Annotated in this window: 22 protein-coding genes and 1 pseudogene; 4 read left to right on the top strand and 19 right to left on the bottom strand. The window is 44.7% G+C overall.

All coding sequences use genetic code 11. The features are described from left to right. Positions 1-106: 106 nt before the first annotated feature. On the bottom strand, positions 107-2,038 hold the full coding sequence (locus tag PGQ38_RS16300; RefSeq protein ID WP_195409772.1) for a hypothetical protein: 1,932 nt from the start codon (positions 2,036-2,038) through the stop codon (positions 107-109). Between the two features lie 98 nt (positions 2,039-2,136). Beyond that, the gene (locus PGQ38_RS20175; protein WP_306797103.1) at positions 2,137-2,283 is read right to left on the bottom strand and encodes a DUF6783 domain-containing protein; all 147 of its coding nucleotides are present in this window, start codon (positions 2,281-2,283) and stop codon (positions 2,137-2,139) included. On the opposite strand from PGQ38_RS20175, the pseudogene PGQ38_RS20180 reads away from it, so the two are divergent. Beyond that, positions 2,221-2,361, top strand: a pseudogene (locus PGQ38_RS20180) (DUF6783 domain-containing protein); the annotation flags it as partial. The gene PGQ38_RS20175 and the pseudogene PGQ38_RS20180 overlap by 63 nt on opposite strands. A gap of 27 nt (positions 2,362-2,388) precedes the next feature. Here the strand turns inward: PGQ38_RS20180 and PGQ38_RS16305 are convergent. Then, positions 2,389-3,531, bottom strand: coding sequence for a ComEC/Rec2 family competence protein (locus PGQ38_RS16305; protein WP_173772590.1), 1,143 nt, complete (start codon positions 3,529-3,531; stop codon positions 2,389-2,391). Between the two features lie 158 nt (positions 3,532-3,689). On the opposite strand from PGQ38_RS16305, the gene PGQ38_RS16310 reads away from it, so the two are divergent. Further along, the gene (locus PGQ38_RS16310; RefSeq protein ID WP_118578722.1) at positions 3,690-4,964 is read left to right on the top strand and encodes a peptidoglycan-binding domain-containing protein; all 1,275 of its coding nucleotides are present in this window, start codon (positions 3,690-3,692) and stop codon (positions 4,962-4,964) included. Positions 4,965-5,075: 111 nt separating this feature from the next. Here PGQ38_RS16310 and PGQ38_RS16315 read toward each other — a convergent pair whose 3' ends face one another. The 15 genes from PGQ38_RS16315 to PGQ38_RS16385 all read right to left on the bottom strand — a co-directional run bounded on the left by PGQ38_RS16315 (position 5,076) and on the right by PGQ38_RS16385 (position 20,656). Then, positions 5,076-6,158: an NAD(P)H-dependent flavin oxidoreductase gene (locus PGQ38_RS16315; protein WP_330589388.1), complete on the bottom strand. Its 1,083-nt coding sequence runs from the start codon at positions 6,156-6,158 to the stop codon at positions 5,076-5,078. Between the two features lie 356 nt (positions 6,159-6,514). Further along, positions 6,515-7,801, bottom strand: coding sequence for an RIP metalloprotease RseP (gene rseP / locus PGQ38_RS16320; RefSeq protein WP_148463524.1), 1,287 nt, complete (start codon positions 7,799-7,801; stop codon positions 6,515-6,517). A gap of 1 nt (position 7,802) precedes the next feature. Beyond that, positions 7,803-8,945: a 1-deoxy-D-xylulose-5-phosphate reductoisomerase gene (gene dxr / locus PGQ38_RS16325; protein ID WP_204454432.1), complete on the bottom strand. Its 1,143-nt coding sequence runs from the start codon at positions 8,943-8,945 to the stop codon at positions 7,803-7,805. 92 nt (positions 8,946-9,037) lie between these two features. Then, entirely contained in the window at positions 9,038-9,832 is a 795-nt protein-coding gene (locus PGQ38_RS16330; RefSeq protein ID WP_118578730.1) for a phosphatidate cytidylyltransferase, read from the bottom strand. A 1-nt stretch (position 9,833) separates the two neighbouring features. Further along, positions 9,834-10,589, bottom strand: a complete 756-nt coding sequence (locus tag PGQ38_RS16335; protein ID WP_226836957.1) for an isoprenyl transferase — start codon at positions 10,587-10,589, stop codon at positions 9,834-9,836. Positions 10,590-10,723: 134 nt separating this feature from the next. Next, positions 10,724-11,278: a ribosome recycling factor gene (frr, locus tag PGQ38_RS16340; protein ID WP_118578734.1), complete on the bottom strand. Its 555-nt coding sequence runs from the start codon at positions 11,276-11,278 to the stop codon at positions 10,724-10,726. A gap of 67 nt (positions 11,279-11,345) precedes the next feature. After that, positions 11,346-12,041 carry a UMP kinase gene (gene pyrH, locus PGQ38_RS16345; RefSeq protein ID WP_204454469.1) on the bottom strand — a complete coding sequence of 232 codons (696 nt, stop codon included), beginning with the start codon at positions 12,039-12,041 and terminating at the stop codon, positions 11,346-11,348. A 40-nt stretch (positions 12,042-12,081) separates the two neighbouring features. After that, on the bottom strand, positions 12,082-13,053 hold the full coding sequence (locus PGQ38_RS16350; RefSeq protein ID WP_270432673.1) for a hypothetical protein: 972 nt from the start codon (positions 13,051-13,053) through the stop codon (positions 12,082-12,084). 348 nt (positions 13,054-13,401) lie between these two features. Next, positions 13,402-13,944, bottom strand: a complete 543-nt coding sequence (locus PGQ38_RS16355) for an acyl-CoA thioesterase (protein ID WP_330674525.1) — start codon at positions 13,942-13,944, stop codon at positions 13,402-13,404. 179 nt (positions 13,945-14,123) lie between these two features. Continuing rightward, complete coding sequence (smpB, locus tag PGQ38_RS16360; RefSeq protein ID WP_021926591.1) at positions 14,124-14,594, bottom strand: SsrA-binding protein SmpB; 471 nt, start codon at positions 14,592-14,594, stop codon at positions 14,124-14,126. 125 nt (positions 14,595-14,719) lie between these two features. Beyond that, positions 14,720-17,098 (bottom strand): ribonuclease R, encoded by a 2,379-nt coding sequence (gene rnr, locus PGQ38_RS16365; RefSeq protein ID WP_330386306.1) that lies wholly within the window; start codon positions 17,096-17,098, stop codon positions 14,720-14,722. A gap of 97 nt (positions 17,099-17,195) precedes the next feature. Continuing rightward, a complete protein-coding gene (secG, locus tag PGQ38_RS16370) occupies positions 17,196-17,432 on the bottom strand; it encodes a preprotein translocase subunit SecG (RefSeq protein ID WP_118578738.1) in 237 nt (78 codons plus the stop codon). 109 nt (positions 17,433-17,541) lie between these two features. After that, positions 17,542-18,861, bottom strand: coding sequence for a phosphopyruvate hydratase (eno, locus tag PGQ38_RS16375; protein WP_187565643.1), 1,320 nt, complete (start codon positions 18,859-18,861; stop codon positions 17,542-17,544). Between the two features lie 90 nt (positions 18,862-18,951). Next, positions 18,952-19,368: an amino acid-binding protein gene (locus PGQ38_RS16380; protein ID WP_118578742.1), complete on the bottom strand. Its 417-nt coding sequence runs from the start codon at positions 19,366-19,368 to the stop codon at positions 18,952-18,954. Between the two features lie 151 nt (positions 19,369-19,519). Further along, positions 19,520-20,656: a M24 family metallopeptidase gene (locus PGQ38_RS16385; RefSeq protein WP_270432675.1), complete on the bottom strand. Its 1,137-nt coding sequence runs from the start codon at positions 20,654-20,656 to the stop codon at positions 19,520-19,522. 566 nt (positions 20,657-21,222) lie between these two features. Here PGQ38_RS16385 and PGQ38_RS16390 point away from each other — a divergent pair. Then, on the top strand, positions 21,223-22,113 hold the full coding sequence (locus PGQ38_RS16390) for a polysaccharide deacetylase family protein (RefSeq protein WP_204454425.1): 891 nt from the start codon (positions 21,223-21,225) through the stop codon (positions 22,111-22,113). A 39-nt stretch (positions 22,114-22,152) separates the two neighbouring features. Here PGQ38_RS16390 and PGQ38_RS16395 read toward each other — a convergent pair whose 3' ends face one another. After that, positions 22,153-23,022 carry a DegV family protein gene (locus tag PGQ38_RS16395; protein WP_204454424.1) on the bottom strand — a complete coding sequence of 290 codons (870 nt, stop codon included), beginning with the start codon at positions 23,020-23,022 and terminating at the stop codon, positions 22,153-22,155. Between the two features lie 133 nt (positions 23,023-23,155). On the opposite strand from PGQ38_RS16395, the gene PGQ38_RS20895 reads away from it, so the two are divergent. Continuing rightward, the coding region (locus tag PGQ38_RS20895) for a DUF6783 domain-containing protein (protein WP_416386764.1) at positions 23,156-23,231 on the top strand (76 nt) is incomplete at its 3' end.

Consider the following 23,231-nt stretch of genomic DNA (forward strand, 5'->3'; position numbering starts at 1 on the left):
GGTTCAAGTCCCATCTTCCGCATTTTTTATTGCTCAAAAACATTAAAGACCTGCAAACCATCCGTTTTGCAGGCCCTTTTTTTATTACCGATTTACTTTTGTCATTCTATTTCGGAAGTTCTGTCACTGTCTCCAGCTTAAATCCTTCCCACATATCAGCAGAAATATTCCATTCTCTTAAATCTGTAACGATCTTATGATAGAACGCCTGTCCGCCACGCACAATATCATAGGTGCGGGCATCGCCTCTTGCCTCAAGGTGACGGCCAAAGCTACAGTTGGTTACATCCTCCGGACCATAGTCGTCCACATCTCCGCCCGGCCAGAAAATATAAAGCCTTGGGATATCATCAATCTGGCGAAGATCAATTCCTGCAAGTTTCAGAAATTTCTTTCCAACAGACTCATGCGCCGTAAATACATGAGAATATCGCCATACAGTCCTTGTAAAATCAGATACACGGAACTGGCCCAGCCAATCCTCATCCATCATTCCGTCTGCAGTTTCTCTTGAGACGATCACAACAACAGGGAATAAACGCCCTGAATCTTTCAACGCTGCAATAAGATTCCCAAACATATCCTCTCGCAAAATACGTCTTCTGTTAGAACATTCGATTCCATTTACAATTCCGATATTGTCAACAATCGTCTTATAATATCCAGGATAACTGAAGAAAGTTACTCCCGGGTCCTGGATGGTGTGTTCTCTCTCCGGCTGTGCATATCCATTGCAAACCTTCAGAATCACTTCATCCTGACGCGACACTTCAAGTCCGGCTTCTGAATACCAGATTCTGCCGCCCACTTCCATATCCATATGTCTTACATGCATATTCAGCCGATGATTGTCCGGATCATAATTCACAGCTACATGATAAGCCAGAATGTCAGCATGATAAGTACTGGTCTTCTGTGGCATTTCCTTAAACAGACCGCCATATTTCCCCACGATCCAGCCATATATCGCATCTGCTGCCTGCTGGAAAATCTCTGCAGCAGATGCCGGTTTCTCTTCCTTCAGACGGCTTCCATCCACCTGTGTGCACATCTGGAACACGTTGTGGCGGATAAGAGGCTTCATCTCATAATGCCAGGATTCTCCGAGGCTCTCCTCGCGACCATCATTATAAACATCACGTTCCTTAAAAATAGCTGTCAGACGACTGTCGTGGAACTGACTGTCGTTTAACAGGGCAATGATCGTATTTACATTGATCGGTACCTTGCGGCTGCGGTGAAGCAGCTGATCTACCAGTGTCTGCTTGCTGGTCTTATAAATACGCTTGGCCAGGTTCTCCACCTGCTGGTCACAATCCTCATCCAGAAGCTTCGCCACCTCAGGATAAAGCTGTCCCTCTCCCAGTTTCAGGCGGAAATGGCTCTTGATCATATCACTCCATCTGCCTGATTTATAAAGGGAATGTCCCAGATCCTCAAACAGGGTAACCATGGATTTATCACAAAGCTCCAAAGTTGCCAGAATACTGTTAAAGTATCTGGAAAAGCCCTTGTAATTCTTCCACAGTTCCTCTCCTTTATAGCGCATATCGTGCTCGATCTCATGCCAGCCCTCGAAAAACATAGTCTTAATCTGAATCTCGAAGGTATCATCAATATACATATCCCAGGTCTCTGTTGAAATTTCTGATCGCAAATATTCCGGAAGACGGCACACGCCGTTTAATTTCGTAGGTTTGAACTCCTCCTCGCTTCTTTCCGAAGTGGACCAGCCAATCACATCAAAGGTATTTTCCACAATATTCTGGCAGATTTCTACATCATCATCAAAATACAGGTTAATACGGACACCTACCAGGTCCTGCAGTTTCTTATTCTCCGCGCCATAATCTTTCAGAGCAAATTTATGAGCCATAGAAGAAGCTGTCTTGATTCTGGAAAAGCATCTGTAATACAGACCGCATTGTTCCAGGCGATCACTGATAATGCGCTTCAGATCCTGCTCCACGATAGCCGGAACCTTTACCTTCGCAGCCAGTTCCTCCTTTGTATAAATTACTCTTTTCTGTTCACTCACTAATTTTACACCACCAATTTATTTATAACTGCCGGAGCCCTCACGGATTACGGTCCGAAAACTACACAGTTATTATATTTTATATTCCGTACGTTCTACTAAGCATACACTTTAGAGCCTGTTTGAAAAATCATTCCCGCAATCTGCACGCCCCACTTTGCGGTATATTTTGCCCGAATTCGGTTGCCGTAGCCCGCTACGGCGCCCTCATTCGGGCAAAATCTCCCACAAATTGTGACGCACATCTTGCAGAAAGCCTTTTTCAAACACGCTCTAGTATACCAGAATTTCCCCAAATAAAAAAGGGATATTCCGAAATATAATGGAAAATTTCGGTTAAATATATATAATCAAAAGCACTTCTTACAAGCTTCATATCCTTGAGCCTCAGCCTGTGAGACTGGCTCCTGATATGCCTTATCCGGATTCATATTTCCACAGTCAGGAATACTGTGATATTTACTTCCTGTAGCAGATATCCATACCATTTCCTCCTGACTGTCATCTGCTGCAGCAATCTGTTCTGACTTTTCTGATGCTGCAGCTGCATCAGTTCCGCTATTATCTTCAGCTGTAAATCCATTCTCCCCTTCACTTTGCCCAGCTGTTTCTCCATCACCTGAAGTATAATCATTGCAAGGATCTGCACTCCAAGTAATAGCACTTCCATCCGAAGAAGCTACAATGGTTCCCTGTTCATCAGAGCGATATACCTGAATTCCCATATCTGACAGTTTTTCCATGGTATCCGCATGCGGATGACCATACATATTTCCTGCGCCGCAGCTGATCACTGCAAATTCCGGAACTGCAGCCTGAAGAAAATCCCAGCTTGTGGATGTAGCAGATCCATGATGGCCCACACTTAACACGTCGCAGCTCAGATCAAGCCCGGAATTCACCATATCTGCCTCACAGTTAAAATCTGCATCCCCGGTAAAAACGAAACTGTTTTCTCCATTCGTCAGCTTAATTGCCACCGAATTAGCATTACTCTCTTTGCTGATTTCCTTTGGTGAAAGAATTGTAAATTCTCCCGAGCCAAATGTATACTCCGCCCCCACTGCCGGATGCTGTACTTCAAGCCCATGTGCTGCCACTGCATCCATAAAAGAGCCATAAAGGGAAGAATCATGGATATAATCTGCTCCAATCACATTGTCCACCTGAAATGCATTCAGACAGCCAATCAGTCCGCTCACATGATCCTCATCGTAATGGGATGAAATCAGATAATCAATTTCTGACACATTCTGCTCCTGCAAATAGGACACCACATAGCTGGACGCGCTTCTTGGACCACCATCATACAGCAGATTCTGTCCCTCTGACTGCACCAGAATGGATAATCCCTGTCCCACATCCAGGAAATGCACAGTCATGCTGCCGCCAGATGCCAGAACCTTTTCCCCACTTCCAGGGAATACGATTCCTGCCATAAGCAGAATAAGCGTTAAAAGATAGCCTGCAATTTGTTTTCTTAAGTGTTTCATTTTATTCCTTCTTTCGTTTTTTTCACCGTAGGCACCGCTGTCCTGCTGCCTCTTTACTATTATAATATATTCTCATCCCCACAAACATCCCTGAATTATGTTTTCACAATTGCATTTTTAGCATATAATACCTGGAAGAGCATTTTATGAGGTCGTCCATGTATTACAGAAAAGCATTATGTGCACAGCAGGAAAATGTAGACCAGGGTACCTTACAGATAACGGTCCATTCAAAAACAGACAACCGCCCTGTGGAAAATGCACTGGTCCGTATTTCTTATACAGGTGATCCAAACAGTGTCATTGAAGAAGTCCGCACGGATTCTTCCGGCAACACCCCTGTCCTTCAATTAAAAACGCCTCCTCTGGAATACAGCCTGAATGCTTCCGAGGAGGCGCAGCCTTATGCAGAATATTCCATGCAGATCAAAGCCGAGGATTTTCACCAGGAGGAAATCGCAGGCACAGAAGTCTTGCCTGCGGTTCTGGCCAAACAGCCTGTCCTTCTGAATCCCAGGCAAGACACTGTTTCGGAAAACAGAATTGTCATTCCTCCCCATACACTTTTCTATGAATATCCACCAAAAATACAGGAATCTGAAATTAAACCAGTACACGAAACTGGCGAAATTGTTCTAAGCAAGGTCGTAATTCCGGAATACATTGTAGTGCACGATGGGCCTGTAGGTGATAACTCCGCCTCTAATTATTATGTCCGCTACCGCGACTATATCAAAAATGTAGCAAGCAGCGAAATCTATGCCACCTGGCCTGACGACACTATCCGCGCCAACATCCTGGCAATTATGTCCTTTACCCTAAACCGGGTATACACGGAGTGGTACCGCAATAAAGGGAAAGACTACACCATCACCTCCTCCACCGCCTACGACCACAAATGGATCCGCGGACGAAACATCTTTGACTCTATCGACCGCATTGTAGACGAACTTTTCGAGAATTATCTATCCCGTCCTAACGTCCGTCAGCCAATTCTTACCCAGTACTGCGACGGAGAGCGGGTGCAGTGCCGGGACAGAGGATGGATGACACAGTGGGGAAGCAAGCGGCTTGGAGACCAGGGATATTCTGCTATTGAAATCCTACGGTATTTCTACGGAAACGATATGTATATCAATGTAGCAGAAGAAGTCTCCGGGATTCCTTCCTCCTGGCCAGGATATGACCTGGATATTGGTGCTTCCGGCAGCAAAGTACTCCAGCTTCAGGAACAGCTAAATGCTATCAGCCAGGCCTACCCTGCTCTTCCAAAAGTAAATCCGGACGGAATCTATGGTGCCCAGACTCAGGCCTCTGTCCGCAAATTCCAGAATATTTTCGGTCTTCCGGAAACCGGAATCGTAGATTATACCACCTGGTACAAAATTCAGGAAATTTACGTAGGCGTCACCCGGATTGCAGAATTACAATAAACATAATATGGCGGGATTTTCTCTCCCGCCATAAAATTCTAATCTAAACCTTATACTCTAAACGGACATGCCGTTTGTCAGCAACATCACCATATAGGAACCGGCTAACCATCAGCCTTCTGCCAATTCCCGCATCAATTCATGCACTGAAGTAATTTTGTCAATCCTTCCAACATTTGCCCCACAGAACATCAATCCATTCTCTACATCTCCCTCCACCGCATCGATCAATGCCTTGGTAATGCAGTACGGAACCTGTCCTGGATTACATTTTTCCAGGCAGTTATAGCACTTCTTTACTGGAATCCGTCCATTCTCTACCAGTTTCATAAAAGGATTGCAAAGCGCCCTTCCAGGCATTCCTACAGGGCTCTGGATAATCTGCACATCCTCTTTCCTTGCATTTACATACGCCTGTTTATACCTTTCATCGGCATCGCATTCCTTTGTCGCCACAAACCGGCTTGCGATCTGCACACCATCTGCCCCAAGTGCCATAGCATGATCAATATCTTTCCGGTCAAAAATTCCGCCAGCAACTACCACTGGAATTTCCCGGCCAAACTTTTCCTCATATTCCTTTTTACATGCAATAATATCCCGGATTTCCTGGTCAAAATCCATCTCATCCCTGTGAGCCAGCTGATCCCTGGAAAATCCCAGGTGTCCTCCTGCCTCCGGTCCTTCCACTACGATCAGATCTGCAGTCCGGTTATATCGATGTGCCCACATTTTCAGAATCAGATTTGCTGCCCTTTTTGAAGAAACAATAGGCGCAATCTTTGTTCTGCAAAACTCCGGTACCAGCTCTGGCAGATTCATGGGAAGTCCTGCGCCACTGATGATCACATCTGCACCACATTCCACAGCTTCCTTTACATGCTCTTTATAATGTTTCAGCGCTACCATAATATTAACACCGACCAGCCCTTTTCCCTTGGCAATCTCCCTTGCCTTCCATATATGCTTTCTTATTGCCTTCAGATTGCACCCCGCCTGGTCTTTTTCAAAGCCAGCCTCATCATATCCGATCTGAGCTGTGGAAATAACTCCCACTCCTCCTTCTGCTGCCACTGCGCCAGCCAGGGAGCTACGGCTCACTCCCACGCCCATTCCCCCTTGAATAATAGGAAGTTCTGCCACCTTATCTCCAATTTTCAAACATCTCAAACTGCTTTTGTATTCTCTATCCAAAACAATATCCTCCATGCTTTAATTTAGTTTGATTTTAAAACTATTTTAGTATAAAGCATTATTGTTTTTATGTCAAGTTTTACTTTTATTCGACACTTTATTATGTAGTTTTTATTACTACATATTCGGAAGTTTTCCCTATAAAAAGGAATCCCCTTGCAAGATTTGCCGCCTGCAGCAGACCATCCCCCTCATCTGCATTTCCGTTATTTCCTCTCACTGCCTGGAAAAGCTTTTTTGGGTAATAGGAATTTGCTGCAGAATCGTCTGCTGCATCAAAAAAAGGCCATGCATATCCGTTTGATACACATAGCCTTCGCTTTCATTTTCTTTACAGCTTTTTCATTTCAAAAAGATTAAAAAATCTTCAAAATATCATTATACATAACTACAACCATCAAAAGCATCAGCACCATCAAACCTGCAAAATGAACCATGCCCTCAATCTGTCTGTTCACCGGTTTTCTCCGAATAGCCTCGATAATCAGAAATACAAGCCGGCCACCATCCAGTGCAGGAAGCGGAAGAAGGTTCATAACACCAAGGTTTGCAGATAAAAGTGCTGCCATATACAGCATATTTACCCAGATAGTCAGCATGCCCTCACTCTTACTTGCCTCATAGGTGCTGCCAATTGCATCAACTACGCCAACCGGACCGCTTAAATCCTTTACGCCCAGCCCGCCGGTAAGAAGCTCTTTCAGGCTGAGTAAGGTAGAGCGGATCATATATTTTACTTCCAGCGTTCCATACTTCAGCACTTCAAATCCCTGTGTCTTCGTGTACGCCAGATTATAAGAAAAATCAAGTACTGCTGTGCGGGACTCCGATGGAGTTACCTCAGCGTTGTATTCCAGGCCATCACGCTCATAAGTTATGGTCACAGGCTCACTTGTGAGAGGATGCTCTGCAAGATATGCAGTATAATCGTCCGAACTCTCCAGTCTGGTGCCATTAATGGAAGTAATCACGTCCCCAGGCTCCACGCCAGTTTCAGATAAGCCCATTCCCGGAATCAGGGATGCCACCTCAAGAGAATCGGTACTCTTTCTGTTAAAGCCAAGAAGGTATCTCACCTGTACGTCTGGTTTGAAGGCCAACTCCACATCTTTGCCATCCCTCTCCACAGTCATATGAATGGTCTCATCCTCCTGTGGATTATTCAGATACATATACAGATAAAGATCTCTTGCCAGATCAATATGATACCCCTGATATTCTTTGATAATATCCCCTTCCTGAAGACCAGCTTCAGCCACAGTAGAACCACTCTCCACCTGCGTAACCTCTGCCGGGTCATAGCCCACCAGCGTAACAATGAGCACTGCAAACACAAAGGCCAGGATAAAGTTAAATACCGGTCCTGCTGCAACTGTAGCGATTCTTCCCCACACTGGTGCACCATTGAAAGTCCCCTTGGACTCATCCTCCATATCTTCTCCCAGCATGGCACAGGAACCGCCAAGAGGCAAAAGCTTCAGAGAATACCTGGTTCCATTCTTCTCTGTGCTAAGCAGCCTTGGTCCCATTCCAAGGGAAAACTCCGTTACTACGATCTTATTTTTCTTTGCAAGAAGGAAATGCCCCAGCTCATGAAAAAGAATGATCGCACTGAAAATCAATAATGCCAGAATAATCTTCAACCTACCACCTGCTTTCAATCCATTTATAAGTCTCGTCTTCTACTGCCAGTATCTCCTCCAGCTCCGGATTCCGGATCACTGTATGTCTTTCCATAGACTGTGCAATAATGTCGTAAATATCCAGAAAGCCGATTTTTTCCTGTAAAAACTTCTTCACAGCCAGCTCATTTGCTGCGTTAAACACAGTAGGCATACTGCCTCCTTTTCTTGCAGCATCCATAGCCATTGGAAGCCCCAGGAATGTGTTCATATCCGGATCTTCAAAAGTAATCTCTTTCAATTTATGGAAATCCAGTCTCTCTCCATCCAGATATCTGCGTTCCGGATAATAGAGTGCGTACTGGATTGGAAGCCGCATATCCGGAGTTCCAAGCTGCGCCATAACCGCACCATCTTTAAACTCTACCATCGAATGGATAATGCTCTTTGGCTGGACAACAACCTGAATATGATCCAAATCCACATCAAACAGCCATCTGGCTTCCATAACCTCCAGACCTTTATTGACCAGGGTTGCAGAATCTACTGTGATCTTCTGTCCCATTACCCAGTTCGGGTGCTTCAGGGTATCTGCAAGCGTCACATGTTCCAGTTCTTCTCTTTTTCTTCCACGGAAGGGACCACCGGAAGCTGTGATCAGAAGCTTCTCAACCTGCGCCCGCTTTTCCCCATGAAGAGCCTGGAAAATAGCACTGTGCTCACTGTCTACCGGAAGGATCTGAACTCCATGCTCTTTTGCCATCGGAATGATCAGATGACCTGCTGTTACCAATGTTTCTTTGTTTGCAAGGGCAATGTCCTTGCCCGCCTTGATTCCCTCCATTGTAGGACGGATTCCAATCATTCCCACAACAGCGGTAACCAGAATGTCTGTCTGGGGCATACGCGCAAGCTCCAGAAGTCCCTCCATACCAGACACAATTTTTACATCCATATCTGAAAGGCGGACAGCCAGATCCTTTGCCGCATTTTCATCCCACACTGCAATCAGCTGAGGATGAAACTCTCTTGCCTGTTCTTCCAGCATTTTCACATTTCTTCCTGCACTGATTCCCAGCACCTCTATATCGCCGTTAGCTCTCACTACATCCAGGGTCTGTGTACCGATGGAACCAGTTGAGCCTAAAATTGCAATTTTCTTCATTTGAAATTCCTCTCAGTCCATTTCAGGGACAAATCACATCTTATCATTTTCACACTTCTTATTCCTTTATGCCTCCCGCTGCCAATCCGGAATCAGATTCCCAGCACAAGCTTCGCCAGGAAATAAATAGCCGGAGCTGTAAAGATCACACTGTCAAATCTGTCCAGGATTCCACCGTGTCCTGGGATCAGTTTGCCATAGTCCTTGATTCCCTGATTTCTCTTAATAGCAGAAGCAGCCAGGTCTCCAACCATGGAGATCAGTGCTCCGACTGCACAGATCAGCGCATACTCTGCAATCTTTCCGCCAGTTGCTGCTGCATAAATTGCGCCCAGAAGCGCAGCGCCTGCCACGCCGCCTACTCCACCTTCTACTGATTTCTTCGGGCTGAGGATTGGTGCCATTTTGTGCCTGCCGATCAGCATTCCCACACAATATGCGCAGGTATCGCATCCCCAGGAGCATAAAAAGATCAGCCATACCAGAAATTTTCCATCTGGAAGGTTCCGGGTAAGATAAATAAAGGAGAGCATCACAGCCACGTATACCACCCCAAAGAACGCCGGCATTACCTGATCTGCCTTGAACTTGGGATAAGTAAATACGTAAACGAACATAAACATCATGAACGAAATGATCACGCCCATCATTCCATATTTTTCAAAATCCAGCGACATCAGCACATAGTAGATCACAGCTCCAAGATAGCCTGCAATTTCCAGAGCATTAAAATGGTCTTCCCGGACCTTCATAACCTTATAAAGCTCCTGCATTCCGATCAGAGAGATCCCAAGCAGTGTAAAAAACAGCACATAACCTCCACTGATAATAGTCAGAAGCGCAACTGCGACCAGCACAATACCGCTTAAAAGACGTGTTTTAAACATCTTACTCCTCCTTCACACCGCCATATCTTCTGTCTCTTTGATTATATTTCTCAATAGCCTGTACTAATTCTGCTTTATGGAAATCCGGCCATGCCACGTCTGTAAAATAAAATTCCGTATAAGCCAGCTGCCACATAAGGAAATTGGAAAGTCTCTGTTCTCCGCTGGTGCGTATCAGAAGATCCGGATCCGGCACTCCTGCAGTATCCAGGTAGCTTCCAATCGTATCCTCTGTGATCTGATCCGGAGAAACTTTTCCATCCGCCACATCCTGTGCCATCTTTCGCATTCCTCTTGTAATCTCATCGCGGCTTCCATAATTCATGGCAATCTGGAAGTACAGCTCATCATAATCCTTGGAAAACTCCTCCAGTTTACGGATGCTTTCCTGAATATCCGGTGCAAAAGCAGAGATGTCGCCGATAATTTTGATTTTCATCTTATTATCCCGGGATATCTTGATACATTTCTTCAGATAGCTGCGAAACAGCTTCATAAGCCCGTCCACTTCTTCTCTGGAGCGTTTCCAGTTTTCCGTGGAAAAAGCATATACTGTCAGATATTTCACGCCCAGATCTTTAATATCATAGCAGACCTGCTCCAGATTGGCGCAGCCCTTAACATGTCCATAGCCACGAGGCAGTCCCTTTGCCTTTGCCCAGCGGCCATTGCCGTCCAGAATAATGGCAATATGATTGGGTACGTTCATATTTTTCTCCTTGTGTTTTGTTTTTCTTTTTTCGTTATAAGCGTTCAGATTATTCGTACAATTTCATACAAAAGGGCAGAAAAGAGCTCTTTTTAAAGAGCTCTTTTTGCTGTTTCTTTATAAAAGGATCCTGTTTTGCAGATTTTTAGTCCAAACGGCTCTGCGCTTCAGGTAATATGCCCTTATACAGTCATAATCTCCTTACCTTTTGCTTCTACTGCAGCATCTACATCCTTGATGTATTTGTCTGTAAGCTTCTGAACTTTGTCCTCTAACTCTTTGATCTCGTCCTCAGATACATCCTCTTCTTTTTTCAGCTTCTTGTATGCATCGTTGGCATCACGGCGGATGTTGCGGACAGCAACCTTAGCTGCCTCACCTTTTTTCTTAACATCTTTAACCAGATCTTTACGGCGTTCCTCGGTAAGCTCCGGGAAAACAAGACGGATTACTTTTCCATCGTTATTCGGGTTCAGACCAAGATCAGAAGTAAGGATTGCTTTCTCAATTCCCTTGATCAGGCTGGATTCCCATGGCTGGATCTGGATCATACGAGCTTCCGGAACTGTGATATTTGCCACCTGCTGAATCGGTGTAGGGCTTCCGTAGTAATCTACTGTCAGCTTGTCAAGGATATGCGGATTGGCACGTCCTGCACGGATAGTAGTCAGCTCTGCTTCTAAGCTGCCCAATGTCTTTTTCATTTTCTCTTCATACTTCTGAATTCTTTCATCCATAAAATTAATCTCCCTCTTTATGATTTTCTGCCGGTAGCAGTATTATCCTATTTTCTGCGCAACGCGCTTATACAGTAACCTTTGTTCCGGAAAATTTTCCGTGAACGGTGTTGATAATGCTGTTCTCCTCATCAAGAGCAAATACCAGCATCGGCATTTTCTGCTCCAGACACATAATAGAAGCTGTAAGATCCATAGCTGCAAGCTTCTTGTCAACAACCTCCTGAATAGAGATTTCATCGTACTTCACAGCGTCAGGATTTACCTTCGGATCGCTGTCATAAATACCATCAACTGCCTTAGCCAGAAGAATCGCATCGGCCTCAATCTCAACTGCACGAAGAACCGTAGCTGTGTCAGTAGAGAAATACGGATGTCCTGTACCGCCTGCAAAGAATACCAGCTTGCCCTGTGCAAAGCTCTCTTCTACACTGTCCTTGGAATACAGTTTTGTAAATGCACCACATGCAAATGGTGTATAAATCTCAGTCTTCATACCTGTATATCTGCAAAGGTCAGATACATAAATACAGTTCATAATAGTAGCAAGCATACCGATCTGATCTGCCTTATTGCGGTCTATCGTCTCACTGGTACGTCCTCTCCAGAAGTTTCCACCGCCGATCACAATGCCGATCTGTACTCCCTCATCAGAAATTGCCTTGATCTGCTTCGCTACTGCAAGAACAGTTGCCTCGTCAAATCCTGTTTTCTTCGGTCCGGCAAGAGCCTCGCCGCTTAATTTTAATAAAACTCTTTTCATTTCCATGCTTTTATCCTGCCTTATTTTTTATTCTTTTATTTTACCATACTCCGGCAACAACCTCATTTCCGCTGTCATCAACAGTGGTAGAAACTGTGAAAGAGTCATAATAATGATATCCTGTCTCTCCGGTCTCCGGCTCGTTCTCATAATCACTTCCGTTAGCCTCTCCCAGTGCTGCAACCAGACTGGAAAGCGGCTGTCCGATATACTGTTTCGCCTTATCTGCACTGGAATCATCCGGTGCTGTATTACTGCCGCCACTATTATCCGGAGTACTTGTAGGCTGCGGTGCAGATGTAGGTGCAGCAGTAGGACCTGACTGCTGCGGCGCAGATGTAGGCGTTGGTGCTGTATCCGTTTCCTGAGAATCATCCTCAGAACTGTCTTCGCTGTCATCAAGACCAAGACGCGCCATCACTTCACTCAGGGTAGAAGTTTCTGTCTTACTCGTTCCTGTCAGATAAGTAGCATAAGGAATTCCATCCTCAGCAGTTCCATCCATATGAAGAGTGATCTTTGAAATTGTCTTCAGCGGAAGCTTACGGAAATAGCAGTCTGTATAATCCTCGTCCTCATACGTGATCCGGATGTCATAGCTTGTCACCGCATTTCCATCTGCATCCTTCTCGTCCGGCTCATAATAGTAAAGAGCCTTGTCGCCATCATTCAAAGTAAACAATCCATTAATCAGCTCTGTGCCCCAGTCATCATCGTCATCCGTAGTCGGACGAATGTAAAGTCCCTTCACAGCAGCTCCGGTACCGTTCACAAGAATCAGCCTGGAAGCTGTGGAAGTCTTATCACCAATCACATTCTTGATATCTGCATCGTCAGATTTCTGCATATCTACCAGGGAACTGTCATCACTTGAAGCTGTATCTGTATTCTCAGCAGGAGCCACGGTTACCTGGTCATCCTTGCCTGTATCTTCAGTCTTTTTTTTGCCACATCCAGCTGCTGCCAAAGCAGTGACCAAAAGTGCTGCAAGAATCACATAACGTTTTTTCATAATCTATATTCCTCCCACAAAATGGAATTAAACTCCTCTAATATCCACTTTTTGTTCTCCATTATTATTACAGAGTATGACAGACTTGTCAACCGAACGCGGGATGATTTCATACAATTTTTAAACTTTTCGTTACTGTTCACTCCGTTCACAGTAACACGCTTCGCGATGCACAGAAATCATGCTTTGCACGATTTCGCGCCGCAACTCTCGGGTTTCTTTTCCCCATTCTCTCTGGTGCCTTCACCGGGAAGGAAGATCCTGCGTACTTCTTCTGTGAACAAAAAGAGCCAGGGACAGTTTTCTCTATCTCTGACTCAAATAGTTTTTGACAACATGTCTCAATGTTTAAAACCCGGCGTCTCTTCGCTCTTTACGCATATCCCTGCGGAGCAGAGCTGCCTCATGGCGACCTTTCTCTGCTTCTGTGTGGATAATAAGGCCGGGGATTCGGGTAGGACGCTCATTCTTATCCACAGCTACCATCACAGAAAAAGCACGGTTCACCAGGTAACGCATTCCATCACCGCGCTCCACATAGGAATCAATTTCCACTTCCATGGAGGTATTTCCCACATAGGTCACATAGCCGATCATCACAAGGATCTCGCCCTCGTAAACGGGCTCCTTAAACTGCAGATTATCTACAGCTGCAGTTGTAACACGGTAAGTCCCGCAATGACGCATAGCAACCACGCCAGACACCTCATCCACCCACTGCATCAGCATTCCTCCAAACAATCTGCCGCCGGCATTTAAGTGCTGGTGCATGATCAGATGAACCTGCTCCGTTCTGGAATCCTCTACGGTTTTCATCAGGCGGTTTTCTTTTGTTATTTCCTTTGCTTCCTGTGTTTTCTCTTTTGTTTTCTCTTTTATTTTCTCTTCCATAGCCAACCTCTTTTTACTGTTTTCATGCTGCCTGTACAGCGAATATTAAATAAATACCATATTGACCTGTCTGACTTTTTATATGCTGCATCTTTACAGCTGATCCCCTATAAATGTTTAACAGAAATTTACGAAAGCCGGGAATTTTTCATCATAAAAATTCCCAGCTCCCATTGTTTTTAATATAAATTCTTCACCTTGAAATCACGCTCTGCTTCTCGTCTCTGATCTTTCTTAGCGATATCCTGACGTTTGTCATACAGTTTCTTACCTCTTGCCATACCAATTTCCACCTTTACAAGGCTGTCCTTGAAATAGACCTTGATTGGCACAAGGGTAAGACCTTTTTCCTTCAGTTTGGCTTCCATCTTGTTGATCTCACTGCGGTGAAGGAGAAGTTTACGGATACGAAGGGGATCTTTATTGAAAATATTGCCTTTTTCGTATGGGCTGATGTTCATTCCATAGATATAAACCTCCCCATTCTGAATCCGCACAAAAGATTCCTTGACGCTGCATTTTCCCATACGCAGGGATTTTACTTCTGTTCCTGCCAGGGCAATTCCTGCCTCATACGTGTCTTCTATAAAATAATCGTGAAATGCCTTTTTATTATTTGCAATCAGTTTGATTCCTGGTTTCTTTGCCATAAGTTCCTCCCTATATGGATTTCCGCCTGCAGGCGGGCGCTCAAAACAAAGGGTTGCTGTTCTAGAGCGTAGTTTCTATGCATCGCAAAGCGTGTTTTGATCGCAGAATGAACAGTAACTTCTAATTACCACTCTTGATCCTCTGCCAGAACAAAATCCACAGTCTTCAGCATGGTATCTGCATCCGCAACTCTCACACGCACCTTCTGTCCCAGTGCAAACACCTTGTGTGTCACATCGCCGATCAACTCGTAAGCATCCTGATCAAAGGTGTAGTAATCATCCCTCAGTGTATTTACATGAACCAGTCCCTCTACCGTATTTGGAAGTTCCACATAGAAGCCCCAGCCAGTAACACCGGAAATGATTCCTTCAAATTCTTCCCCAATATGGTATGACATATATTCTGCTTTTTTCAGCTTGTCAGATTCTCTCTCAGCTTCGTCCGCCCGGCGCTCACACACACTGGACTGGCGTGCCACATCTTCCAGAATCTCTTTATAATGCTCTGTTTTTCCCTCTCTTTCCAGACGTCCCCGAAGCTTATCCTTAATAATCCTGTGAATCTGAAGATCCGGATAACGACGGATTGGAGAAGTAAAATGGCAGTAATATTTCGCTGCAAGTCCAAAATGGCCGCTGCATTCTGTAGTATACTTCGCCTGTTTCATGGTTCGAAGAGTAAGGCGGCTGATCTGTGGCTCGTTTGGAAGTCCCTCAATGCTCTCCAGAATAGTCTGGATTTCCTTCGGGGTAATCTCCTGTCCATGCTTCTGCACCGGCACTCCCTGATTATGAAGAAGTGTGAGAAGGCTCTCCACTTTCTCGGGATCCGGTGTCTCATGGGTACGATAAACAAACGGCATATCATCCCTGCAGCACTCCTCTGCCACAGTCTCATTTGCCATAAGCATAAAATCCTCTATGATCCTTGTTGCCACATTTGCCTCATATGGCTTAATGTCAATGGCTCTTCCTGCTGCATTTAAGATAATCTTGCTCTCCGGAAAATCAAAATCAATGGAGCCTCTGTGATGGCGGTTTCCACGAAGGATTTCAGAAAGCTCTTTCATCAGGAAAAACATGGGAACAAGTTTTTCATAGCGTTTCTTTGCCTCTTCGTCAGTATCCTCCAGAATGTTTTTCACATCTGTATAATTCATTCTCTCATCTACACAGATCACAGTCTCTGCAATCTTATGGGAAATCATATTTCCTTTTTTGTCAATATCCATAAGACAGCTTAAAGTAAGACGATCCTGCCCCTGGTTCAGAGAACAGATTCCGTTGGAAAGCCGTACCGGAAGCATGGGAATTACGCGGTCTGCCAGATATACACTGGTTCCCCGCTTCAACGCCTCACGGTCAAGGGCACTTCCTCCCTGTACATAATTGCTTACATCTGCAATGTGAACACCAAGATGATAGATGCCATTCTCCTTTGTCAAAGTAACTGCATCATCCAGATCCTTGGCGTCTTCTCCGTCAATGGTGACGGTCTGAAGATGGCGAAGATCCAGTCGGCCATCCCTGTCAGCATCCAGAACATGATCCGGTACACGGTCAGCCTGACGGATTACTTTATCCGGAAATTCGCTTGGAATGCCAAAGCTTTTTACAATGGCAAGGATATCTGTTCCAGGTGCACGGCAGCTTCCCAGATTCTCTACGATCTTACCTTCCGGATTGCGGTTCTTGCTTCCGTAGCTGGTGATTTCCACCACTACCTTATCTCCGTCCTTGATTCCCTGGGAATCTTTTCTCGGAATAAATACGTCCCTGGAAAATTTAGGATTGTCGCTTACCACAAAACCAAAGTCACGGCTGTTCTCGTAGGTTCCCACGATCTGGGTCATACCTCTTTCCAGAACTTTTACTACAATTCCCTCACGGCGTTTGCCTTCCTGCGGCTCTTTTGTGATTATAACACGAACCTTATCCTGGTGCATAGCCGTTCCGGTACAATCTTCCGGAATAAATACGTCGTTGTCTTCCCCCTCGATTTCCACGAAGCCAAAGCCCTTGGGATGACCGATGAAGGTGCCTTCCACAGATGGACTGTCCGGATATTCGTTGTACTTATCTTTTCCCCTGCCGTAACGATCGTCGGGCTTGCGGTGATCATACTTTCCAGCCTGCTTATCATTATATTTCTTATCGGAATGTTTCTCATCTTTCTTCCCGGTACGTCTCTCGGAGCTTTCTTCTGCATATTTCCCGGAACGTTTACCCGAAAACTTCTCGTCACGTTCTTCTCTTTTTCCACGCTGCTTCTCTTTCCCGCGCTTTCTTCCAGTTACTTTGGAATAACGTCCCTTGGAATCCAGGTCAGCCTTTCCCTCTGCTACCAGATCATCCAGAACACGGTACAGATCTTTCTTCTCGTCCTTTGAAAGGCGCAGAAGACCTGCAATTTCCCGGAAGCGCATAGGCTGGTACACTGGATCACCAAGAAGCTCCATCATAAATTTTTTTCGTTTGTCAAATTCTCTGTCTTTACTCAATTTTTCTCCTTCTTAATGCCTGTGTAAAAAATTAATCCCTTATGACATAAAAAACACCCTTGCGATCAGATCAACAAGAGTGTTTCCCAGTTTATTCTTAGAAATTCAGGTTCAGTACAACTGCCAGTACAAAGAACAAAACTCCCATAACTGTAGTTGCCTTAACAAGACCGCCCTCCATGGAACGTCCTTTGTTCTTACCCCAGTATGTGTCTGCAGCTCCGGCGATCGCACCAAGCCCCTGTGACTTACCTTCCTGCATAAGGACTACTACGGTAAGGGCAATACAATCTATAACAAAAAGAATTGTTAAAATCGTTCTTAAAATCTGCACGTGGTTACACCTCCTAATCAACTAGGAGATATTGTACCATAGCCAGCATTTGATTTCAACTCTTTTTTATCTTGAATTTGGACAAATTACGCTATCGTTTTTTTTATGGTCAGGCAAACGGATTCTCATACATCGACAGTCTGCCAAGCTGCTCATGGATTCTCAGAAGCTGATTATACTTGGCATTTCTATCTGAACGACATGGTGCACCAGTCTTGATCTGCCCCGCACCAGTTGCCACTGCAAGATCTGCAATAAAGGAATCCTCCGTTTCACCGGAGCGGTGGGAAATAACAGAGCGATAACCCGCCCGTGCAGCCAGTTCTACTGCCTCCAGAGACTCTGTCAGGGTTCCGATCTGATTTACCTTGATCAGGATTGCATTTGCTGTTCCAAGCTTTATTCCACAGGACAGCCGTTTGATATTTGTCACAAAAAGGTCATCCCCAACCAGCTGTACACGGCTTCCAAGCCGCTCCGTCATAGCTTTCCAGCCCTCCCAGTCATCCTCCTGCAGTCCGTCCTCTATAGAAACAACCGGAAATTCATCCAACAGATTTTCGTAATAACGGATCATTTCATTGGAATCCCGGATCACTTCTTTTCCAGTCATCTTACTCTCCCCAGGAAAATAGTAACCGTCTTTTTCTCCGTCATATAATTCACTGGCTGCCGCATCAATGGCAATGCCAATATCTTTTCCCGGCTCATATCCGGCGTTCTTCACAGCCTCAAGGATCAATTCCAGAATCTCCCTGGAATCCTTCAGATCCGGTGCAAAACCACCCTCATCGCCCACTGCTGTAGACAGATTTTTCTTTTTTAAAAGGATCTTCAGTGACTGATAAATCTCCACACACATGCGGATTCCCTCTGAAAAACAGGAAGCCCCAACTGGCATGATCATAAACTCCTGAAGATCCACTGTATTGTCCGCATGCCGCCCGCCATTCAAAATATTCATCATTGGTACTGGCATCCTGTTCGCATGACAGCCTCCGATATACTGATAAAGCGGAATCCGAAGTGCCATAGCGGCTGCCCTCGCCACCGCCATAGAAACACCAAGAGTGGCATTTGCCCCAAGATTGCTTTTATTGTCCGTACCATCTGTCTGGATCAGAAGAGAATCAATATAGGTCTGATCCAGTGCATTTTCTCCCAGAATTGCCTCCGAGATTTTTGTGTTTACATTATCCACTGCTTTTTGTACACTAAGGCCTTTATAATTTCCTTTATCTCCGTCTCTTAGCTCCAGTGCTTCGAATTTTCCTGTGGACGCGCCGGATGGAACTGCTGCACGGCCTGTATATCCATTGATTCCAATAACGCCTTCTCCAACTGTCACTTCTACCTCCACAGTAGGATTGCCTCTGGAATCCAGAATTTGTCTTGCGTGAATCTTCCGAATAGGCAAATACCGTAACATTTCCTTACCTCCTAAAGATTGATAACGGTAGTTTTTCCAACTATTCAGAGTTCTATGCAGGATTTCAGATTCTGTTTCTGCCTGAAGTGCTTAATGAACCTCAGAAATGGAATTAAATCCCTTATTTCTCAGACATGCCTCCACCTCACTGATATCCGGTACGTGGAGAACCATGATCGGAAGTCCGGTAGCACGGTTGAAAGACAGATACAGATAATCAATATTGATGTTGCTCTCCTGGAGACTGAGAAGCAGTTTGTTCAGATTACCAACCTCATCCTTTACCTCGATTCCAAGAACATCACTAAGCTTACAGATAAAACCAGCCTTTGTCAGCGCTTCTAACGCCTGCTCAGGTTTGGAAACAACCATACGTATAATTCCATATTCAGCACTGTCATTGGTAACAGAACCAAGGATATTAATATCCTCCTCCAGGAGGATTCCAGTCACCTTCTGCATTTTCCCTTTGATATTTTCCGCAAAAATTGATAATTGTTTCAGCATTTTCTTATTCCTTTCCATATTTTAATAACAATATTAATATTTTAATCGTAAAAGAAACTCAGATGCCGCCCAGGCAGATAATTTTCTTTCACAAAACAGACATTTCGCCTGTCGGCGACATCACTATCTATTCACTATATATATCAGCTCTTTATTTCTCAACGGGAACCTCAATCAGTTCCTTAGGAGAATGTGCCAGATTGCGGCAGCCATCCTCCGTTACCACTACCATATCCTCAATACGAACCCCTCCGAAACCAGGTACATAAATACCCGGCTCAACAGTCTCGATCATATTGGCTTTCAGAATGGTATCGTCAGAGGGAGACAGGCGCGGACTTTCATGGATGAAAAGACCTACACTGTGACCAAGTCCGTGGCCAAAACAGTCACCGTAACCAGCCTCTGTAATAATATCTCTCGCAACCTTATCCACACTCGCTCCGCTTACACCAGCCTTTACTGCTGCAAGACCGGCCAGCTGTGCTTTTAATACAACATTGTAAATTTCTTTCTGTTTATCGCTTGCTTTTCCGAGTACAAAGGTACGTGTCATATCGGAGCAGTATCCCTTGTATTTACAGCCAAAATCACAGGTAACAAAATCCCCTTCCTCCAACTTCTTATATCCTGGAATTGCGTGAGGCATGGAAGAATTCAGACCGGAAGCGATGATCGTGTTAAAGCTTAAATCCTCTGCTCCCTCTTTTTTCATCAGGTATTCCAGTTCTGCCGCAGCTTCCAGCTCTGTCATTCCTGGTTTCACGATTTTCAAAAATTCTGCAAATGCTTTGTCCCCGATTTCTTCAGCTCTTGCCAGGTACTCCAGTTCTTCCTCAGTCTTAATCTGGCGAAGATCATCGATTCTACTGCCAAGAGGTGTCCATGTCTGAACCGGCAGTTCCTTTCTGAGCTTATCAAAATCACAGCAAAGCATGGACTGATCCTCATATCCCATATGGAAATCGCCACTTACATTCTCCTTCTCCATGCACTCCTTCAGGATCGTCTGACGGTTATGCCCACGGCACTCTTCGATTACTGTGAAATCGCTCTCCTTGCCGGCCTGCTCCGTATAACGGGAATCTGTGATCAGCACCTTCTGGGCTGCTGAAATATATAAAGCGCCCTCGCCGCCGCGAAAACCGCTTACATGTCGCATGTTATACGGATCTGTGATCACAAGGGCATTCAGTTTCAATTCATCAAGAATTGCATTTAACATCTTTGCTTCCTCCTCATCTTCTGTCATACAGCTTCCCAGCACTTTATCACGTTGAAAAGCCATATTCTTTATAGTTTCATCATACCACATTATACGCGGAAATATTGTCTGAATTTTTAATTCTTTTCACACATATAAACTTTTTATTTTATATAAAATAATATTTTTTCAAATTATTTGTTGACAAACGAGAAGTAATCTGTTATAGTAAGCTCATAAAACAAAAGGAACTTAAAAATAAAAACAAAAAGGAGTGAGACCACCGAAAACATAAGTTCATTACTTATAATCTAAGAAAGAGAGGTACGGACCACCAGAAGCATAACGAAACATCTTAATTTTTAACACTTTAAGAAAAGCGAGGTACAGTCCACCAAGAACGTAAGCCTTAATTCCAATTGTTTTAAACGCATAATATATTCGGAAAGAGAGGTACCTTCCATTGGATATGGATCAGATTTAAGCCACCAGTAAACGTCGATGCTGGTGGCTTAATTAATGTCTGGATTTTCCTTTCATTTTCAGGTAGCTGCCTTGCCCTTATTCGCATGATTTTTCAAACACGCTCTGGCATAAACCTTTTATTTTCTCATATATCTGTAAAAAAATACCCGCGAGGTTTTCTCTTCATGAAATTTCCCATTTTTTCTTTTCCAGCACTGAAGAAAAAATTCTCTTCACATATTTCCTCTTTTTGCTCGAAAAAGCGCCCTGCGATCAAAGACTTTCTCCACTACGCCGGCGTTCCTCTCCTCTTCGCCCTGTCCTTTCTGGCCGGTTCTGCCGCCCGGGTGATCGTTCACCATTTTTCACCCCCGGAAGCAGTCGCTACTTCATCAGACTGCGCAAGCTGGGGACTCAGCTTCCAGGAAGAAGGAAAACGTCCTGTAGGAAATGCTTCCATTCAAGAGCTTGCTTCCTATAACGCCTACTTTGCAAAGGATACCCAGGAGAAAATACTCTACCTTACTTTTGACTGTGGCTATGAAAATGGCAATACACTGCTGCTTCTTAATGCATTGAAAAAACACAATGTAAAAGCAACTTTTTTCGTTGTTGGAAATTTCATAAGAGATAATGGAGATCTGATAAAAGAAATGGTCCAGGAAGGGCACATTGTAGGAAATCATACCCTCACTCACCCGGATATGTCCGGGATTTCTTCCCTGAATGATTTCAGGAAACAGCTGGAGGGTGTGGAAAATCTGTATAAAGAAACGACCGGAGAATCCATGACCAAATTCTACCGGCCGCCTCAGGGAATTTACAGTACAGCAAATCTGTCCATGGCAAAGGAACTGGGGTATAAAACCTTCTTCTGGAGTCTTGCCTACGTGGACTGGTATCAGGATAAACAGCCAACCAAAGAGGAAGCCTTCGATAAGCTTCTCACACGGATCCACCCAGGGGCAATTGTCCTGCTGCACAATACTTCTTCCACAAATGGACAGATTCTGGATGAACTGCTGACCAAATGGGAAGAAATGGGATATACCTTTGGAACGCTCAATGATTTCTGAATTTTTGCTTTCCTGGAACAGGTTTGAAAAAGGCTTTAATTATCTATTATTTCCAAAATAAATAACCGCCTGTACTCCAGGACCAGTATGAATTCCAATAATCGGGCTCATTGGCATAATAATAACCTGAGCCTGTGGTACAGCTTCCAGGATAGCAGCCTTCTCTTTCTCAGCCTGCTCAGCAGCATCACCGTGACAGATAAATACATAAGGATGCTCCTCATTTAATCCGGAGCTGATATACTTGGAAACGATCGTATTCATAGCAGCCTTGGAGCCACGTACCTTCTCCGGGATTGCCAGAGTTCCATCCTCCACAATACGAAGAATCGGTTTGATCTTCAGCTTGCCGCCGATCCAGGCGATTGTGGGGGAAATACGTCCGCCTCGTTTCAGAAAATCAAGATCATCTACTGTAAACCAATGGCAGATATGGAAACGATTCTCCTCTAGCCATGACGTATTCTCCTCCAGGGACATTCCTTTATTCTGGTTTTCTGCTGCCAGGATCACCAGGATTCCCTGTCCTCCTGTGGCTGCAAGAGAATCCACGCAGGAGATCTTACGCTCCGGGTACTCTTCCATCAGATCAGCAGCTGCAATGCGAGAGCTCTGCCATGTAGAAGTCAGTCCTCCGGAAAGGGAAATATAAAGAATATCCTTGCCCTCTTTCAGAAACGGTTCAAAACAATCGGTATATGTAGCCGGGGAAATCTGGGAAGTACTTCCGGTTCCACCTGCACGAAGCTTGTCATAAAAAGCCCTGCTGTCCCAGTTTCCCGGATTCCTGTGCGGACACTCCTCTCCGTTTAACTGGTATACCATAGGAATCAGATGAATCTGACCCTTATCTAAAATGTCTGCCGGAATATCTGCAGATGTATCTGTTATGATCACATAATCACTCATACTTGGTTCTCCTCATTTAATTGGCAATTCCTTATACCGTAATCGGTTAAGTGCTCCCATTATAGCATACTTCTTTTATGACGTGTGTGTTTTTTTACATTTTTGGTACTTTTGTAACGTTTTTCCCCAGAGTATGTTGGAAAAGCATTCCCGCGATCTGCACGCCCCACTTTGCGGTATATTTCGTCCGAATTCGGTTGCCGTAGCTC

This window comes from Blautia faecis (genome assembly GCF_027662325.1).
GTDB classification, from domain to species: Bacteria; Bacillota; Clostridia; order Lachnospirales; family Lachnospiraceae; genus Blautia_A; species Blautia_A faecis.

Excerpts from the sequence above, each read along its gene's own strand:
- PGQ38_RS16390 (WP_204454425.1), top strand. The coding sequence starts at position 21,223 with ATGAAATTTCCCATTTTTTCTTTTCCAGCACTGAAGAAAAAATTCTCT.
- PGQ38_RS16305 (WP_173772590.1), bottom strand. The coding sequence starts at position 3,531 with ATGAAACACTTAAGAAAACAAATTGCAGGCTATCTTTTAACGCTTATT.
- PGQ38_RS16395 (WP_204454424.1), bottom strand. The coding sequence starts at position 23,022 with ATGAGTGATTATGTGATCATAACAGATACATCTGCAGATATTCCGGCA.
- PGQ38_RS16385 (WP_270432675.1), bottom strand. The coding sequence starts at position 20,656 with ATGGCTTTTCAACGTGATAAAGTGCTGGGAAGCTGTATGACAGAAGAT.
- PGQ38_RS16355 (WP_330674525.1), bottom strand. The coding sequence starts at position 13,944 with ATGGAAGAGAAAATAAAAGAGAAAACAAAAGAGAAAACACAGGAAGCA.
- dxr (WP_204454432.1), bottom strand. The coding sequence starts at position 8,945 with ATGAAGAAAATTGCAATTTTAGGCTCAACTGGTTCCATCGGTACACAG.
- PGQ38_RS16350 (WP_270432673.1), bottom strand. The coding sequence starts at position 13,053 with ATGAAAAAACGTTATGTGATTCTTGCAGCACTTTTGGTCACTGCTTTG.
- PGQ38_RS16310 (WP_118578722.1), top strand. The coding sequence starts at position 3,690 with ATGTATTACAGAAAAGCATTATGTGCACAGCAGGAAAATGTAGACCAG.
- frr (WP_118578734.1), bottom strand. The coding sequence starts at position 11,278 with ATGGATGAAAGAATTCAGAAGTATGAAGAGAAAATGAAAAAGACATTG.
- PGQ38_RS16380 (WP_118578742.1), bottom strand. The coding sequence starts at position 19,368 with ATGCTGAAACAATTATCAATTTTTGCGGAAAATATCAAAGGGAAAATG.
- PGQ38_RS20175 (WP_306797103.1), bottom strand. The coding sequence starts at position 2,283 with ATGTGCGTCACAATTTGTGGGAGATTTTGCCCGAATGAGGGCGCCGTA.
- PGQ38_RS16330 (WP_118578730.1), bottom strand. The coding sequence starts at position 9,832 with ATGTTTAAAACACGTCTTTTAAGCGGTATTGTGCTGGTCGCAGTTGCG.
- eno (WP_187565643.1), bottom strand. The coding sequence starts at position 18,861 with ATGTTACGGTATTTGCCTATTCGGAAGATTCACGCAAGACAAATTCTG.
- pyrH (WP_204454469.1), bottom strand. The coding sequence starts at position 12,041 with ATGAAAAGAGTTTTATTAAAATTAAGCGGCGAGGCTCTTGCCGGACCG.
- smpB (WP_021926591.1), bottom strand. The coding sequence starts at position 14,594 with ATGGCAAAGAAACCAGGAATCAAACTGATTGCAAATAATAAAAAGGCA.